General features: G+C 72.0%; 14 protein-coding genes and 1 pseudogene. 6 read left to right on the top strand and 9 right to left on the bottom strand.

Annotation, left to right across the window (positions count from 1 at the left end; translation table 11 throughout):
• Positions 1 to 44: 44 nt before the first annotated feature.
• From HUO13_RS36820 to HUO13_RS36810, 3 genes are all read right to left on the bottom strand, one after another.
• Positions 45 to 2,126 (bottom strand): VanW family protein, encoded by a 2,082-nt coding sequence (locus tag HUO13_RS36820; RefSeq protein ID WP_211899422.1) that lies wholly within the window; start codon positions 2,124 to 2,126, stop codon positions 45 to 47.
• A gap of 140 nt (positions 2,127 to 2,266) precedes the next feature.
• Positions 2,267 to 2,587 (bottom strand): GroES family chaperonin, encoded by a 321-nt coding sequence (locus tag HUO13_RS36815; protein ID WP_211899421.1) that lies wholly within the window; start codon positions 2,585 to 2,587, stop codon positions 2,267 to 2,269.
• A gap of 50 nt (positions 2,588 to 2,637) precedes the next feature.
• Positions 2,638 to 4,497 carry an NHL domain-containing thioredoxin family protein gene (locus HUO13_RS36810; protein ID WP_211899420.1) on the bottom strand — a complete coding sequence of 620 codons (1,860 nt, stop codon included), beginning with the start codon at positions 4,495 to 4,497 and terminating at the stop codon, positions 2,638 to 2,640.
• 162 nt (positions 4,498 to 4,659) lie between these two features.
• Here HUO13_RS36810 and HUO13_RS36805 point away from each other — a divergent pair, with 162 nt between their 5' ends.
• The 3 genes and pseudogenes from HUO13_RS36805 to HUO13_RS36795 all read left to right on the top strand — a co-directional run bounded on the left by HUO13_RS36805 (position 4,660) and on the right by HUO13_RS36795 (position 6,025).
• Positions 4,660 to 4,998, top strand: a complete 339-nt coding sequence (locus HUO13_RS36805) for an ArsR/SmtB family transcription factor (RefSeq protein ID WP_211899419.1) — start codon at positions 4,660 to 4,662, stop codon at positions 4,996 to 4,998.
• Complete coding sequence (locus tag HUO13_RS36800) at positions 4,995 to 5,489, top strand: SRPBCC family protein (protein ID WP_211899418.1); 495 nt, start codon at positions 4,995 to 4,997, stop codon at positions 5,487 to 5,489. The genes HUO13_RS36805 and HUO13_RS36800 overlap by 4 nt, the downstream gene beginning before the upstream one ends.
• 183 nt (positions 5,490 to 5,672) lie before the next feature.
• Positions 5,673 to 6,025: pseudogene (locus HUO13_RS36795) on the top strand (YciI family protein).
• 52 nt (positions 6,026 to 6,077) lie between these two features.
• Here HUO13_RS36795 and HUO13_RS36790 read toward each other — a convergent pair.
• The 4 genes from HUO13_RS36790 to HUO13_RS36775 form a co-directional block, all read right to left on the bottom strand.
• Positions 6,078 to 6,986 (bottom strand): hypothetical protein, encoded by a 909-nt coding sequence (locus HUO13_RS36790; protein WP_249124342.1) that lies wholly within the window; start codon positions 6,984 to 6,986, stop codon positions 6,078 to 6,080.
• A 571-nt stretch (positions 6,987 to 7,557) separates the two neighbouring features.
• Positions 7,558 to 8,748: an ATP-binding protein gene (locus HUO13_RS36785; protein WP_211899417.1), complete on the bottom strand. Its 1,191-nt coding sequence runs from the start codon at positions 8,746 to 8,748 to the stop codon at positions 7,558 to 7,560.
• A 184-nt stretch (positions 8,749 to 8,932) separates the two neighbouring features.
• On the bottom strand, positions 8,933 to 9,400 hold the full coding sequence (locus HUO13_RS36780) for an SRPBCC family protein (RefSeq protein WP_211899416.1): 468 nt from the start codon (positions 9,398 to 9,400) through the stop codon (positions 8,933 to 8,935).
• Positions 9,393 to 9,734 (bottom strand): ArsR/SmtB family transcription factor, encoded by a 342-nt coding sequence (locus tag HUO13_RS36775; RefSeq protein WP_211899415.1) that lies wholly within the window; start codon positions 9,732 to 9,734, stop codon positions 9,393 to 9,395. Before HUO13_RS36775 ends, HUO13_RS36780 begins: the two co-directional genes overlap by 8 nt.
• A 159-nt stretch (positions 9,735 to 9,893) precedes the next feature.
• On the opposite strand from HUO13_RS36775, the gene HUO13_RS36770 reads away from it, so the two are divergent.
• Complete coding sequence (locus HUO13_RS36770; RefSeq protein WP_211899414.1) at positions 9,894 to 10,508, top strand: SIMPL domain-containing protein; 615 nt, start codon at positions 9,894 to 9,896, stop codon at positions 10,506 to 10,508.
• A gap of 87 nt (positions 10,509 to 10,595) precedes the next feature.
• On the opposite strand, the gene HUO13_RS36765 is transcribed toward HUO13_RS36770, so the two are convergent.
• The gene (locus HUO13_RS36765; protein ID WP_211899413.1) at positions 10,596 to 11,873 is read right to left on the bottom strand and encodes an acetyl-CoA C-acetyltransferase; all 1,278 of its coding nucleotides are present in this window, start codon (positions 11,871 to 11,873) and stop codon (positions 10,596 to 10,598) included.
• Positions 11,874 to 11,965: 92 nt separating this feature from the next.
• On the opposite strand from HUO13_RS36765, the gene HUO13_RS36760 reads away from it, so the two are divergent.
• The gene (locus HUO13_RS36760; RefSeq protein WP_211899412.1) at positions 11,966 to 13,303 is read left to right on the top strand and encodes a 3-oxoacyl-ACP reductase; all 1,338 of its coding nucleotides are present in this window, start codon (positions 11,966 to 11,968) and stop codon (positions 13,301 to 13,303) included.
• A gap of 1 nt (position 13,304) precedes the next feature.
• On the top strand, positions 13,305 to 14,135 hold the full coding sequence (locus tag HUO13_RS36755) for a MaoC/PaaZ C-terminal domain-containing protein (RefSeq protein ID WP_211899411.1): 831 nt from the start codon (positions 13,305 to 13,307) through the stop codon (positions 14,133 to 14,135).
• A gap of 48 nt (positions 14,136 to 14,183) precedes the next feature.
• Here HUO13_RS36755 and HUO13_RS36750 read toward each other — a convergent pair whose 3' ends face one another.
• On the bottom strand, positions 14,184 to 14,843 hold the full coding sequence (locus HUO13_RS36750; RefSeq protein ID WP_211899410.1) for a TetR/AcrR family transcriptional regulator: 660 nt from the start codon (positions 14,841 to 14,843) through the stop codon (positions 14,184 to 14,186).
• Positions 14,844 to 15,034 lie beyond the last annotated feature (191 nt).

The raw sequence follows: 15,034 nt of genomic DNA, 5'->3' as shown, positions 1-15,034 counted from the left end.
ACACCGAGGCCCCCTCGCGAACGAGGGGGCCTCGACGGGTTCCGTCAGCGCGGCGGCGGAGCCGCTGCCGCACCGGGCGGCGGCGGTCCGCAATGGACGATCGGCTGCGGTTCGTAGACCGTCTTCTTCGGCCGCTCGGTCCGCACCTCGCCGGTGTGGACGTCGCGCAGCGTGCGGGTGTCGGTGACGGTGAAGCCCCCGGTGCCCTTGCTCGGGCTGCACGGCTGCCCCGGCGGTACGACGACCTCGTGCGGCGGGGTCGGGCTCGTGCGCTCACCGGTCTGCGAGGTCACGTCCCACTGCTTGGTGCCCCAGAACTTCACCGTGATCGACGACGGCGTCCACTGCGTGGTGATCATGATGCCGCTCTTGCTGGTGTTCTTGAACTTCACGTCGATGACGCTGCTGCCGTCGGGGCTCTGGAACACCGTCGCCTCGCGCCCGGCGGGGTAGCGGCTGATGTAGTAGCTGTGCGCCTTGTGCTCGACGTCCTGCATGCCCGCGAAGTACGAGGCGTTGTAGATCGTCGTGGCGAACTGCGAGATGCCGCCGCCGACGGCCTTGCCGGGACGGCCGTCCTGGATGATGCCCGACTCGACGTAGCCCTGCGCGGCACCGCGCGGACCGGTGTGCCCGTTGAGGCTGAACGTCTCGCCCGGCTTGACCAGCGCGCCGTTGACCTGCTCGGCGGTGCGCCGGATGTTCACACCCGACGCCGGCTCGAAGCCGCTGGTGCTGAACTCGCCGACCACCTCGCGGACGCCGAGCTGGTTGGCCTGGTCGGTGGTGAACCGGGCGGGCTGGTGCACGTAGAGCGCCTGCACGCTGCGGTTGCCGGGCTGCCTGAGGATTTCCGGCAGCCGCTCGAAGCTCTTGTTCCAGTCGATGCCGATGCCGTCGGTCGACGGCTTGACCACCGGTGCCCCGCCTTCCAGGACGATCTGCGCGTCCTTGCCGGGCACGATCGTGCTCGCCAGCTGCGGCTCGACACCGGCGACCGCGGCGCGCATGTCCACCATCGGCTTCAGCCCGCCGTTGCCGTCGGGCTCGAAGCGCAGCGACTTGGCGATCGCCTCCGGCGCGAACGTGGCGTCCTTGCCCTGGCCGCGCACCGTCACCGGCGCCGAAACGGCGGGCTTGGCCACCTCGTTGAGCGCCCGCTGCACGCCCTCGCGGGTGGTGGTCACGGGCTGCTCGGTGAACGGCACCGCGACCGGGTCCGGTTCGGCCCAGCCCGCGAGCACGGCGTCGGTGGCGCCCTGGAGGTCGACCTGGCGGCCGGTCACCGGGTCGCTGGCGACCGGCTTCGCGCCCTCGAAGGTGATGTTTCCCTCGGCGGGTGCGCGGTCGAGCTGCGGCTTGACCTGCTCCAACGCCTGGGTGAGCTGGGTCCGGTCGCCGTGGCTGACCGGGTGCACCTCGCGGGTGGTGAACAGCGACGACACGCGGGTGAAGGGGTTCAGCGGCTGGGTGCCCGCCTGCTCGACGGTCTCGGCCCAGTCCATCTCCAGCCCGGCGGCCGCCGGGTCGATCGTCGCGGTCTGGTCGCCGGCCCGCAGCTCGACCGGCTCGCCCAGGCCCGGCCCGAGCCGCTCGCGCAGCTCGGTCTCGGCCGACGCCTTGTCGAGCCCGCCGATCGCGACATCGGCGACGACCGTGCCGCGCGGAACCTTGCCGCTGCTGAACACGAGGTCGCCGACGTAGAGCAGGGCGAGCGCACCGACGACGGCACCCGCCGCGATTCCGGCGCGCATCAGGCCCCGCCGCTTGTCCGCACCGCCGTCACCGGAGGCCGCCGCGTGCGGCGGCGGCACGGGTGGCGTCGTCGGCGGCTGGTTGTGCGGCGTTTCGGACCAGACCGGGATCGACTGGGTCTGGCTCGCCGAGAAGTCGGGGAAGTCCGACGGGACCGCAGTGAGGTTCTGCGTCCGCTCGTTGTCGGACTCGGGGACGACCTGGGTCCGGGTGCCCGTCGCGGGGCGGGTCCGCTCGGTCGCCTCGTCGGTGACCGCCGAGATCCTCGTGGTCTTCTCGGCGTCGCTCTCCGGTCGGCTCGGCGTGGGCCGGTCGACCGGCATCCGCTCGGTGGCGTCTGCGGCCTTGGGGTGTTCGTGGTTATCCGGCACCGCTTCCCCTTCTCGATCGGTCGTGCGGTGGGGGTCGACAGCGAACTGCGAACGTGGTCGGCGAACGGCGGCCACGGTAGTAGATCCGGTTGCGGCGCTGATCGGGCGATGGGCCGTCTACGCCGCGCGTGCACCGCCGGTCACAGGTACAGGCCGGTGCCCTGCTCGGTCTGCTCGGTTGCGACGGCGTGCAGGTCGCGTTCCCGCATCACCAGGTAGGGCTGGCCCTGGACCTCGACCTCGAACTGCTCCTCGGGGTTGAACAGCACCTGGTCACCGACCTTGACGGCGCGTACGTGGCTGCCCACCCCGAAGACCTCGCCCCAGAGCAGCCGCTTGGCCACCTGGGCGGTCGCCGGAATCACGATGCCGCCACTGCTGCGACGTTCCCCGGATTCCTGAGAGATCCGCACCATGACCCGGTCATGCAGCATCTGGATCTCGAGCTTGGCATCGGTCACCCGAAAAGTTTACTTGCCGCCCTCACAGGGCTGACACCCCGGCGGGGCCATCACGCCTCGTCGTCGAGACCGCCCATCACCAGCGGCAGCCGGTTCGGGCCGCCCGCGGCGACCCGGATCGGGACGCCCCAGTCCTGCCTGGTCAGCCGGCAGGCGGGGTGCTCGACCGACGGGTCGTCGTCGCAGCTGGCCGCCTGCGCCACGACGTGCAGCACGCCGTGCTCGATGCCGTCGGCCAGCACGAGCCCGCGGTTCAGGTCGGTGCCGGCCCCGGCACCCTCCAGCAGCAGTCCCTCGGGCGAGGAGCTGACCTCCAGCCGCGTCGACGGTCCGTAGCGGTCGTCGAGCTTGGTTCCCGGCGGCGGGGTGAACACCACCGCCAGCTCCAGCTCGCCCGGCCCGACCTCCGTGTCCGGCCTCTTGACCTGCTGCGACGTGCCGCGCACGAGCTTGGCGGCGAGGCCGGGCGGCACCGGCCGCTCCAGGCGGTGCGAGGCCGAGGCGACTACCACTAGCTCCCCGTCGACGACCGCGGCGCCGGAGGGCTCGGCGATCTTGTCGGCCAGCGTCGAGACCTCGTCGCTCGCCGGGTCGTAGCGCCGGATCGCGCTGTTGTAGGTGTCGCACACAGCGACCGAGCCGTCCGGCAGCACCGCCACCCCGAGCGGGTGCTGGAACAGCGCCTGGCCGGAGGAGCCGTCGGCGTGGCCGAAGTCGAACAGCCCCGCCCCGACGGCGGTGCGCACGGCGAACCCGTCGCCGCTGGCTTCCACCCAGCGCAGCGCCGACGTCTCGGAGTCGGCCAGCCACAGCCGGTCACCGCCGTCGGCGAGCCCGGAAGTCTGGGCGAAGAACGCCTCGGACGCGTCGCCGTCGCGCAGGCCCTCGACGGTGGTGCCCGCGAACCGCCGCACCTGCCCGGTGCGCGGATCGAACAGTCCCAGCGTGTGGTTGCCCGCCATCGCGATGACGACACCGCCCGCGGGCTCCCACCACGCCACGTCCCACGGGCTGGTCAGCGGCGTCTGCAACGCGGGCCCGCCGTCGGCGCCGTCGCGCCACTGCTCACCTGTGCCCGCGACCGTGACGACCTCGCCGTCGGCGAGCCGGACACCGCGCAGCAGGTGGTTCACCGTGTCGGCGACCACGACGTCGTAGCCGGCCTCGGCCGCGACGTCCTCGGGCAGCAGCGCCAGCCCGGCGGGTTCGGCGAAGCTCGCCTCGCCGGCGGCGCCGTCGGCGCGCCCGCGCTCACCGGAGCCGATGCGGCGCACCGGGGTCTCCCCGTCGGCGGTGAACTCGACGAGGCTGTGGTGCGCGGAGTCGGAAACCAGGAGCGTGCCGCCGTCGAGCGGGAGGACCTTGGCGGGGAAGCGCAGCGTGGTGTTCTCGGTCTCCGGCGGAACGTAGGGGCCGTCGCCGCGGTGCAGCGTGCCCTTGGCGTCGTGTTCGGCGACCAGCTCGGCCACGACACCGCGCAGCGTCTCGACGTGGCCCTCACCCGCGGCGACATGCACCACGTAGCCCTCGGGGTCGACCACCACCAGCGTCGGCCACGCCTTGACGGCGTAGTGCTGCCAGGTCGTGAGCTCGGGGTCGTCGAGCACCGGGTGGTGCACGGCGTAGCGCTGCACGGCGGCGGCGACCGCGTCCGGGTCGGCCTCGTGCTCGAACTTCGGCGAGTGCACGCCGACCACGACCACCTCGTCGGCGAACTCCTCCTCCAGCGGACGCAGCTCGTCGAGCACGTGCAGGCAGTTGATGCAGCAGAACGTCCAGAAGTCCAGGACCAGGACCTTTCCGCGGAAGTCCTGGAGGCTCATCTCGCGGCCACCGGTGTTCAACCACCGGCGTCCCACCAGCTCGGGGGCGCGGACACGGGCACGGCGCTTCTGCTGCTCGGCACTCACGCCCGGAGTCAACAACACCGCATCGGGTGGTGTTCCACGGGGTGAGGGCTCGCGAGTCGATCGTCACGGTCGGCAGCGGGGCCGTTCAGACGTGCGGCATGCGGTTCGTCTTGCGCGGGGCGTCAGCGACCCGTAACGTACAACCACGTGGTTGTAGATCAGATGACTGCGGACGAGGTGGACCGCATCTTCCACGGCCTCGCCGACGCGACCCGGCGCGACATCATCGCGCAGGTGCTGCGGCAGGAGCAGTCGATCTCCGCGCTGGCGAACCGGTACGACATGAGCTTCGCGGCGGTGCAGAAGCACGTCGCGGTGCTCGAGCGGGCCTCGCTCGTCACCAAGCAGCGGCGCGGACGGGAGCAGCTCGTCCGCGGCAACCCCGATGTCCTGCACAGGACCGCGCGTCTGCTCGACGCGTACGAGCAGATCTGGCGCCACCGCGCCCGGGGCATCGAAGAACTCCTGGCCGAAGACCGAGAGACGAGGGCCGAGCAATGACCGTGACCAGCATCCACAAGGACGTGGACGCGCTGACCCTGACGTTCGTCGCGGAGTTCGACGCGCAGGTCGAACGCGTCTGGCAGGTGTGGGAGGACCCGCGCCGGCTCGAGCGCTGGTGGGGCCCGCCCACGTGGCCCGCGACCTTCGAGCGGCACGACTTCACCGTCGGCGGTTCCTCGCTGTACTTCATGACCGGCCCGAACGGCGAGAAGGCGTACGGCTGGTGGCGGATCACCGCGATCGACGCGCCGCACCGCCTGGAGTTCGACGACGGCTTCGCCGACGAGAACGGCGAACCCGACACCACGATGGGGTCCACGCACGCCGTGGTGACGCTCGAACCCGCCGGGACGGGAACCCGCATGGTCACCGTCAGCACCTTCGCCAGCTCCGAACAGCTCGAACAGCTGATCACGATGGGCATGGAGGAAGGCATGCGGCAGTCCATGGGGCAGATCGACGCGCTGCTCGCCGAAGGCGAAGCCTGAGCTGCGACGGCCCCGTCGGGCCACGATGCGTGGTGCCGGAGGTGGTGGGCCCTGCACGGAGGGCCCGGGTCTCGACGAGGACGGGAGTGACCCGCGACTCCCACGATTCCTGCGCGCGCGGTGTCGAACCGCGGCGAGCCCGTTCGTACAGGGGGTGAAGTGGAACCGATCGGAGGGATACCGATGAAGCAGTACCTGCTCAGCATCTACCAGCCCGACGGCGAACCGCCCGCCCGGAAGTGCTCGACCCGATCATGCGCGACGTCGAGGCCGTGAACCAGGAGATGCGCGACGCCGGCGCATGGGTCTTCGCCGCCGGGCTGCACCCGCCGGACACCGCGGTGGTCGCGCGTGGCCGAGGAGCCGAGGCGCTCACCACCGACGGCCCGTACATGGAGGGCAAGGAGCACATCGGCGGATTCACCGTCATCCAGGCCCACGACTTCGACGCGGCGCTCGAATGGGGCCGAAAGCTGGCCGCGGCGACCACGCTCCCCGTCGAGGTGCGGCCGATGCAGGGCGGAAGCTGCGGCTGAACACCTTCGAGTGATCTACCCGGCATCGCGGCCGACCCGGGCGGCGGGACCGTCACCGCGAGAGCGTGTCGGGCCGGGTGGGCAACGCCAAGCAGGCTGTGTGAAGGACGACCAGGGCGGGCGTGGCGGTGGAGGCGCGGGGCGAGCGCGGCCCGCGAGCTTGACGGCTCGCGGGCCGTGTCGCCATGGACCGGATCAGCTGGCGCGCTCGGCTGGGCGGATCCATTGCAGGGCCGCGATCAGGCCGAAGGGCAGCGTCGCGGCCAGGGGCAGCCACTGCGACAGCAGGTCCGACGGGCCCAGGACGTCCAGTGCCATCCCGGTGATCACGGCCGTGACGACCCCCGCCGATGCCGCCGACCGCGGCGCCCCGGCGCCGCGACCCCGAGGCGCCGCCGGTGCCGGGACCCGCGCCGCGGTCCAGCAGGGTCGCGGCGGTGACCGTCGCCAGGACGTACGCGGCGCACAGAACGATGCCCCCGGCGATTCCGCCGAGGATCGAGAACACCGCGGCGCACATCGCGCCAACCGACGTGGCGATGCCCCCGAGCAGGCCCGCGCCGGCGACGTGCACCCACGGTCGGCCAACCGGGAGGTCCGGTGTGTCCGGAGCCTCACGGCGCAGGAGGCGGTGGCACAGCAGCGCGGCACCGGCCAGGGCGAGCAGCACGAGAACGACGGCGACCAGCGTCAGCACCGTGGTCTTCGCGGGCGAGATGTAGTCGTGGACGAGCGGCGCCGAGCCGTCGTCGAAGGTGATGACGCACCGCGCGCTCGGCGGGAACTCCGTCTTCACGACCCGCAGCGAAGCGTTCTCCGGCTCCGGGCACGAGTCGCCGGGGTCGAACCACGACGGCATCGCGGCCTGCACCGCGAACGACCACACCATGCCGCCGACCAGGCCGGTGCCCAGCATTGCCCAGCCCACGCCCGCCCCGGCCGAACCTCCCCCAGAACTCACGATCACATCGTTCCAGGGAAGCGGTGGTGCGAAGCGGAGAACGCAGACTCAGGCCACAAGTCCGGCCAGGGCCCGCGCGGCGACGCGGCTTGCCGCTCCTCCTCGCCTGCGCGGCAAGCCCGGCTTGTCAGTCCTGGTCGCTGGAGCGGTGACCAGTCACGTAGTAGACGCTGGCCGCGAGGGTCGGCACCAGCGCGCTGATGACCATGATGACGGCTTCCACGAGTGCCTCCTTCGAAGCCGAAGCGATTCGCCAATGCGAATCGTGGTGTGCGGGAATATGCCTGGGAGTGGCCGGTTGTAGAGGATGTCGCGAGGTCCCCGGTGGCGCGGGAGCCGACCAGGTGAGACCGGAGGAGACCCGGGAGAAAGCCCCGGAAATTGGAAGGCCCCGCGGTGCTGCCAGGTCGGGGGTCCGACAGCATCGCGGGGTCATCCGGAATATCGGCGCGCGACGGCGTCTCGTTACACCCGTGACGGGATGTGACGGGCGTCACAGGAAAGTCCACCCGATCGAGTCGCTGACCTGCACTGACCGAGTTGCTCGGTCATCCCGTTTCGGCTGAGCCGGCTAGTCCTGCGTGAGCAGGTAGCGGCCGAAATGCGGCACGGTGAACGCGATCCGGCCCCGCTCGGCCGAGTAGACCAGCCCCTTCTTGATGAGGCTGTCCCGCGCCGGCGACAGCGACGACGGCCTGCGCTCCAGGAACTCCGCGACCGACGACGTGCCAGCCGCCTCGTCGCGGCCCTCGACGACCTCGGCCATCGCGCGCAGGTACTCGCGCTCGGCCGGGGTAGCACGCTCGTAGCGCGAGCCGAAGAAGCCGACCGCCAGCTCCCCCTCGGCCTCCGGTGCCGCCAGCCGCACGTCGTCGCTGCCGATCGGTGCCCTCGGCGCCGCGTCCCACGCCGCCTTCCCGTAGGCCTGGACGAAGTACGGGTAGCCGCCGGAGACCGAGAACAGCGCGTCGAGCGCTTCCGAGGTGATCTCGGCTTCCTCCCGCTCGATGGGCGCGACCACCGCGCGGTCGGCATCGGAGCGGACGAGCCGGTCGATCCGCACGTACCGGAAGAGCCGCTCGGAGTACGACTTGCTGGCCGACAGCACGGCCGGCAGGTGCGGCAGCCCTGCGCCGACCACGACCAGCGGGGCACCCGACTGCGACAGTTCGTGGCAGGCCGCGCACAGCGCGGACACGTCCTCCGGTCGCAGGTCTTGCATCTCGTCGATCAGCAGCGCGACGCCGGTGCCGACGTCCGCGGCCAGCTCGGCGACCTCGGTGAACAGCTCGACGAGGTCGATCTCGACGTCACCGGAGTCGGCGCGGCCCTGCGCGGCGGGCACGTCGATGCCGGGCTGCCAGCGGTCGCGCAGCTTGGCGTCGGCCGGGTTCGCCTTGAGCGCGAACGCCTTCAGCACGCCGAGCACCTCGTCGACGCGGTCGGGGGCGCGGTGGCGCACCGCGAGGTCGCGGATGGCGCGGTGCAGCGCGGCCGACAGCGGGCGGCGCAGGCCCGCCTCCGGACGGGCCTCGACCTTTCCCGCGCCCCAGCCGCGCCGGATCGCCATCGACCGCAGCTCGCCCAGCAGCACGGTCTTGCCGACTCCGCGCAGGCCGCTGAGCACCAGGCTCCGCTCGGGACGGCCGCGCGCGACCCGTTCGAGGACGACCTCGAAGGCGTCGGCCTCGCGGTCCCGCCCGGCGAGCTCGGGCGGGCGCTGACCGGCGCCGGGGGCGAAGGGGTTGCGCACCGGGTCCATTCCTCGGACTGTATCCAGCCGTATAGGGCTGAACCGATACTCCGCGAGAAACCGCCATCGGCGTGTCGGCCGCCGGTTCCGCTCGGTCGGCACGGCGAGGACCCGTTCTCTCGGCGAGGGTCCGTTCGCCCGGCGAGGGTCCGTTCGTTCAAGGGGCGAGCCGGCCGGCTCGCCCAGCGAGCCGTCAGCTGGGCGAGCCGGTGACGTGCTCGATGAGGATGTCCAGCGCCTCGGCCCAGCCGTCGTGGACGTTGCCGTCGCCGGGGTGGCCCGCGATGCCGCGCAGGTGGAACGTCATCGCCGTGCGCTCTTCCCGTTCCTGCAAGGTCACGGTGACGACCGGGGCCGACTCGGCGGGGTCCTCCGGGTCTCCCCAGGTGAACACCAGGCGCTCGGGCTCGGCGATCTCCAGGTACGTGCCGCCGGTGGAATACTGCTCGCCGGTCGCCTCGTCGACCATGGTGTACCGGTAGGTCCCGCCCTCGCGCAGGTCGACGCTGATGCTCTCGGGCGGTGTGGTGAATCCCCGCGGGTGGTACCAGTGGGTCATCTCGGCCGGGTCGGTCCACGCCCGCCAGACGGCCTCGCGGGGCGCGTCGAACTCCCGGGTGATCGTGAACTCGGCTGCGGTGGTGCTGGGTGTCTCAGTCATCGCGGTCGTCCTCCTTCGTGCGCCGGAGCCGCTCGTCGAGCAGGTCGAAGCGCTCGTTCCACTCCTGCCGGTGCTTCTCGACCCATTGCGCCACCTCGTCGAGAGGTTCCGTGCGCAGCGACACCGTGCGCCATTGCGCCCGCGCGGTGCGCTCCACGAGGCCCGCGCGTTCGAGCACCTTGAGGTGCTGCGAGACGGCGGGGGCGCTGATCGCGAACGGCGTTGCCAGGTCCCCGACGGTGGTGGCGCCCCGGGAGAGCCGGGTCAGGATCGCCCGGCGCGTCGGGTCGGCCAGGGCCGAGAACACGAGGCTCAACGGATCGGCGGCAGTCAATTAGCCAACTCCTTAATTAAGGAAGTGCTTCAACAGTAAGCCTGGGATGGTGGCCCGTCAACGGTGACCTGCTTGTAGTTCTTTATATCCGTCTATATAAGAGATCCGATATTGATCAATACGGCGCCATGAAGCCGCCGGGGTGCTTGAGTGGCGGGCATGGCCGAAGTCGTGACCAACGGAAACGGGCAGGTGCTGCGCACCGCGGACCGCGCGACGCTGACCGTCGCCTTCAGCGCGTCGGCGCCGGAGCGCGCGCAGGCGGTCGACGTGCTCGCCGACCGCGTCAGCGGCATCGAGGAGCTGCTGTCGACGGTCGAGGTGCGCAGCCGGAACCTCACCGTGCACCCCACCTACGAGGACGGACACCAGGTCGGCTGCCAGGCACGGCAGCACTACACCCTGCGCGTCGGCGGGCGGGAGGAGCTGGAGCGACTGGCGGGAGCGCTGCTGGAGGCGGAGCCGGAACGGCTCGACGGCCCGCGCTGGGAGCTGAGCGACCAGGCCGAGGCGGCGGCCGAGGCGCAGCGGCGGGCCGTGGCCGACGCCCGCCGGCGCGCGGAGGCGTACGCCGACGCGCTGGGGCGGGCGCTCGGACCGCTGGTGCGCCTGGTCGACGGCGGCGCGGAGCGCCGCGGGCCGTCGGCGCCCGCGCTCGGCGGAGCCGCCGCGCCGGGTGCGCGGAGCGCGGCCGAAAGCGTGCGGGCGCTCGACCTCGCGCCGGGGCACGTGAGCGTCACGGCCTCGTGCACCGTGACCTGGGCGCTGGATTGACTTCTCGGGCCGCTGGGTGACCGCTTGGGCGCTGGACTGATGCAGGGCGCGGCTCGCGGGTGGCGGCCACCCGCGAGCCGCGCCCGGTCAGCGTTCGACGATCGCGGTGACGCCCTGGCCGCCCGCGGCGCAGATGGAGATCAGGCCCCGGCCGGAGCCGCGCTCGGCGAGCAGCTTCGCCAGCGTGGCCACGATCCGGCCGCCGGTGGCGGCGAACGGGTGGCCCGCGGCGAGCGAGGAGCCGTTGACGTTCAGCTTCTCCGGGTCGACCGAGCCCAGCGGAGCGTCCAGGCCGAGCCGGTTCTTGCAGAAGTCCGGGTCCTCCCACGCCTTCAGCGTCGCCAGCACCTGGGAGGCGAAGGCCTCGTGGACCTCGTAGAAGTCGAAGTCGCCCAATCCCAGCCCGGCGCGGGCCAGCAGCCTGGGCACCGCGTAGGCGGGTGCCATCAGCAGTCCCTCGTCGCCGCTGACGTGGTCGACCGCGGCCGGGACGAAGTCGTTCAGGTAGGCCAGCACCGGCAGCCTGCGTTCCTGCGCCCACTCCTCGCTCGCCAGCAGCACCGTCGACGCGCCGTCGGACAGCGGCGTGGAGTTGCCCGCCGTCATCGTCGCGTCCTCGCCGCCGCCGAAGACCGGCTTGAGCTTGGCGAGCTTCTCGGCCGTGCTGTCCGGCCGCAGGTTCTGGTCCTGGGCGAGGCCCTGGAACGAGGTGACCAGGTCGTCGAAGAATCCGCGCTCGTAGGCCGCGGCGAGCCGCTGGTGGCTGCGGGCCGCGAGCTCGTCCTGCGCCTCGCGCCCGATCTGCCAGGCCAGCGCGGTCCTGGCCGCGTGCTCGCCCATGGAGAGCCCGGTGCGCGGCTCGGAGTTGCGCGGGAGCTCGGGCACGACGTGCTGGGGCCGGATTCCGGCCAGCGCCTTGAGCCGCGCGGCCGGGGTCTTGGCGTGGTTGGCCGCGAGCAGCACCCGCCGCAGGTCCTCGTTGACGCCGATGGGGGCGTCGCTGGCGGTGTCCACGCCACCGGCGATGCCGCTGTCGAGCTGGCCGAGCGCGATCTTGTTGGCCACCGAGATCACCGACTCGAGCCCGGTCGCGCAGGCCATCTGCACGTCGTGCGCCGGTGTGCGCGGGTCGAGCCTGGAGCCCAGTACCGTCTCGCGCGCCAGGTTGAAGTCCCGGCTGTGCTTGAGCACGGCTCCGGCGACGAACTCGCCGACCCGCTCGCCCTGCAGGCCGAAGCGGGCGATCAGCCCGTCGAGCGCCGCGGTGAGCATGTCCTGGTTGGAGGCGCGGGCGTAGGGACCGCCGGAGCGCGCGAACGGGATCCGGTTGCCGCCAACTACCGCGACCCGGCGAACGGAGGACATACCTGACTCCCTCACTGGTGCTGACTCTCTGGGCAATCTAACCTACCGATGAGTAGCTTATGCGTCGAGCCGTCAGTCCGCAGGAGTGTCGAATGTCCGACCGGTACCAACAGTTCACCTCGTCCCCGCTGGGACGGCAGATCAGCAAGCGCCTCGGTCTCCCGCAGCCGACCCCGTTGCGGCGCCACCACCCGGGCGACCCGGTCGTCTCCGGCCCGGTGCTCACCGGCGCCGCCGTCGGCTCGCGCCTCGGCGCCTCGGTGGCCGCCACACTCAAGGACGTCCACGCCCAGGTCCACGACGTGCGCACCGACGGTGCCCGCTACGCCGCGCTGGTTTTCGACGCCAGCGGCGTGCGCTCCAGCACCGATCTGCGGCAGGTCTACGAGTTCTTCGCCTCGACGATCCGGCAGGTCGACCGCTGCGGCCGGGTGGTCGTGCTCGCCGCGCCGCCCGAGGAGGCCGCCGACCCGCGCGAGCAGGTCGCCCGCCGCGCGCTGGAGGGCTTCACCCGCAGCGTCGGCAAGGAGCTCAAGCGCGGGGCGACCGTGCAACTGGTCTACGTGTCGGAAGGCGCCGAAGGGGCTCTCGACTCGACGCTGCGCTTCCTGCTCTCGGCCAAGTCCGCCTACGTGTCCGGGCAGGTCGTGCGGGTCGGAGCGGCCGAGGTCCCCGAGGTGGACCAGGCGAAGCCGCTGCGCGACAAGGTCGCGCTGGTCACCGGCGCGTCCCGGGGCATCGGCGAGGCGATCGCCGAGACCCTGGCCAGGGACGGCGCGCACGTGGTCTGCCTCGACGTGCCCGCCCAGGGCGGTGACCTGGCCCGGGTCGCCAACCGCATCGGCGGCTCGACGCTCCAGCTCGACATCACCGCCCAGGACGCGCCGCAGCGCGTCCTCGAGCACTTCACCGAGCGCCACGGCGGCATCGACATCGTCGTGCACAACGCCGGAATCACCCGTGACAAGACGCTGGGCCGGATGACCGAGCAGCAGTGGGACGCGGTGATCGCGGTCAACCTCACCTCGCAGGAGCGCATCAACGAGGCGCTGCTCGCGGAGGGCTCGCCGCTGCGGCCGGGCGGGCGGATCATCGGGGTCGCCTCGATCAGCGGCATCGCGGGCAACGTCGGCCAGGCCAACTACGCCACGTCCAAGGCGGGCGTGATCGGCGTGGTCCAGGGCACCGCCCCGATCGCCGCAGGCCGGGGAGCCACCGTCAACGCGGTGGCGCCCGGGTTCATCGAGACCAAGATGACCGCCGCGGTGCCGCTGTTCGTGCGGGAGGCTGGCAGGCGGATGAACAGCATGTCCCAGGGCGGCCGGCCGGTGGACGTCGCCGAGACGATCGCCTGGTTCGCCAGCCCCGCATCCGCCGGGGTCAACGGCAACGTGGTCCGGGTCTGCGGCCAGAGCCTGCTGGGAGCCTGACATGCCGGAGCTGACCAGCGCACCGAACCTGTCCTCCCTGTACATCAGGGCGGTCGCCTCCGGCCCGGCGCGGCGGGGCTCCAGCCTGCCCGGCACCGAGTACGTCCGGCACGGCATCACCGTCGACCGCGAGCACCTCGCCGACTACAACCGGGTGTGCGGTTTCGGGCTGCGCGACGAGCTGCCGCTGACCTACCCGCACGTGCTGTCCTTCGGCATGGCGGTGCGGCTGATGACCGACCCGGGATTCCCGTTTCCACTGGTCGGGCTGGTGCACGTGGCCAACTCGATCCGGCAGGACCGGCCGCTGCTGGTGACCGACGAGCTGAGCCAGCGGGTGCGGGTGGAAAACCTGCGTCCGCACCCGAAGGGCAGGCAGTTCGACGTCATCACCGAGACCAGCACCGGCGGCGAGGTGGTCTGGCGGGAGGTCACCACCTACCTGCGCCGCGGGAAGCCGGAAGAGAGCGCCGAAGCCGCGCGGCCGGAGCGGACGGGCATCGAGGCGGGCGAGGCCACCGCGCGGTGGCGGCTGCCCGGCGACCTCGGCCGCCGCTACGCCGCGGTGTCGGGCGACCGCAACCCGATCCACATGCACCCGCTGACCGCGAAGGCGTTCGGATTCCCGCGCGCCATCGCGCACGGCATGTGGTCGAAGGCGCGCTGCGTGGCCGCTTTCGAGGGCAGGCTGCCCGAGGCGTGCACCGTGGAGGTCGAGTTCCGCAAGCCGGTGCTGCTGCCATCGTCGGTGGAGTTCACCGAGCGCGGCCAGGAGTTCGCCCTGCACTCCAGGTCGGGCAAGCCGCACCTGTTCGCCACGATCACCCGCTGAGGCTCGGCCGGGTGCCGGTTCCACGGGGGCGGCACCCGGTCGGCCGGGTCACTCCGGTTTCCAGTCGCGGCCCTCGACCAGGTCGCCGAAGCCCATCCAGACCATGTTCATCAGGCGCATCGCCATCCCGTCGGCGGTGTGGTCGGGGTTGTCCAGCCACCAGTCGACCAGCGACTCGCCCGCGCCGACCAGCGCCGCGGCGAACGGCTGCATCTGCTCGGGCTGCATCTGCTGCTCGGCCGACTCGGTCGCCCGGGCCAGCAGCATCGCGATGACGTCGCGGGTGCGGCTGCGCCACTGCGCGAGCTCGATGGAGAACGGTTCGCCCTGGGCGTTGGCCTGCCGGTGCAGCACCGCCCAGCTCGACCGGTACTGCTGGGTGTACTCGAAGAACGACCGCAGCCCGCGCCAGAGCTGCTGGTCGGGCCGCAGGCCGGTGTCGACCGCGCCGCGGATGGCGTCGAGCAGCCTGGCCGCCTCCCGCTGGATGCAGGCGACGAACAGCTCCTCCTTCGACCCCAGGTAGGCGTAGATCATCGGCTTGGAGATGCCCGCGACCTCGGAGATCTCGTCCATCGACGCCTGGTGGAAGCCGTGCGCGGCGAAGACGTCCACCGCCGCGTCCAGGATCTGCCGTTCCCGCACCGAGCGGGGCAGCCGCTTGGTGCGCGGGCGGGGGCGATCCGGGTGCTCCACGTCGGCCTTCATCTCACCTCTCACCACCGGCGGCCTGCCGGCCGCGCCTCACCCAGGGTGCTTCCCCTCAGGCTAGAACAGCCGCGATCACGCCGGGGCGTCGTCCAGTGAACCTACTCGTTCGTAGGTTCACGGCGAGTAGTCGCGCTGAAGCCGGTTGGCGCCGTCCGAGCCCGGTGGCTCCTGCGTCCGTTCCGCCGCCG

Origin of the sequence: Saccharopolyspora erythraea (assembly GCF_018141105.1) — a bacterium.
Taxonomy (GTDB): domain Bacteria; phylum Actinomycetota; class Actinomycetes; order Mycobacteriales; family Pseudonocardiaceae; genus Saccharopolyspora_D; species Saccharopolyspora_D erythraea_A.
This window is presented reverse-complemented; position numbering and strand designations above follow the sequence as displayed.

Coding starts and splice junctions, on each gene's coding strand:
- HUO13_RS36805 (WP_211899419.1), top strand. CDS start 4,660: ATGACTGCGGACGAGGTGGACCGCATCTTCCACGGCCTCGCCGACGCG.
- HUO13_RS36800 (WP_211899418.1), top strand. CDS start 4,995: ATGACCGTGACCAGCATCCACAAGGACGTGGACGCGCTGACCCTGACG.
- HUO13_RS36785 (WP_211899417.1), bottom strand. CDS start 8,748: ATGGACCCGGTGCGCAACCCCTTCGCCCCCGGCGCCGGTCAGCGCCCG.
- HUO13_RS36780 (WP_211899416.1), bottom strand. CDS start 9,400: ATGACTGAGACACCCAGCACCACCGCAGCCGAGTTCACGATCACCCGG.
- HUO13_RS36770 (WP_211899414.1), top strand. CDS start 9,894: ATGGCCGAAGTCGTGACCAACGGAAACGGGCAGGTGCTGCGCACCGCG.
- HUO13_RS36765 (WP_211899413.1), bottom strand. CDS start 11,873: ATGTCCTCCGTTCGCCGGGTCGCGGTAGTTGGCGGCAACCGGATCCCG.
- HUO13_RS36760 (WP_211899412.1), top strand. CDS start 11,966: ATGTCCGACCGGTACCAACAGTTCACCTCGTCCCCGCTGGGACGGCAG.
- HUO13_RS36755 (WP_211899411.1), top strand. CDS start 13,305: ATGCCGGAGCTGACCAGCGCACCGAACCTGTCCTCCCTGTACATCAGG.
- HUO13_RS36750 (WP_211899410.1), bottom strand. CDS start 14,843: ATGAAGGCCGACGTGGAGCACCCGGATCGCCCCCGCCCGCGCACCAAG.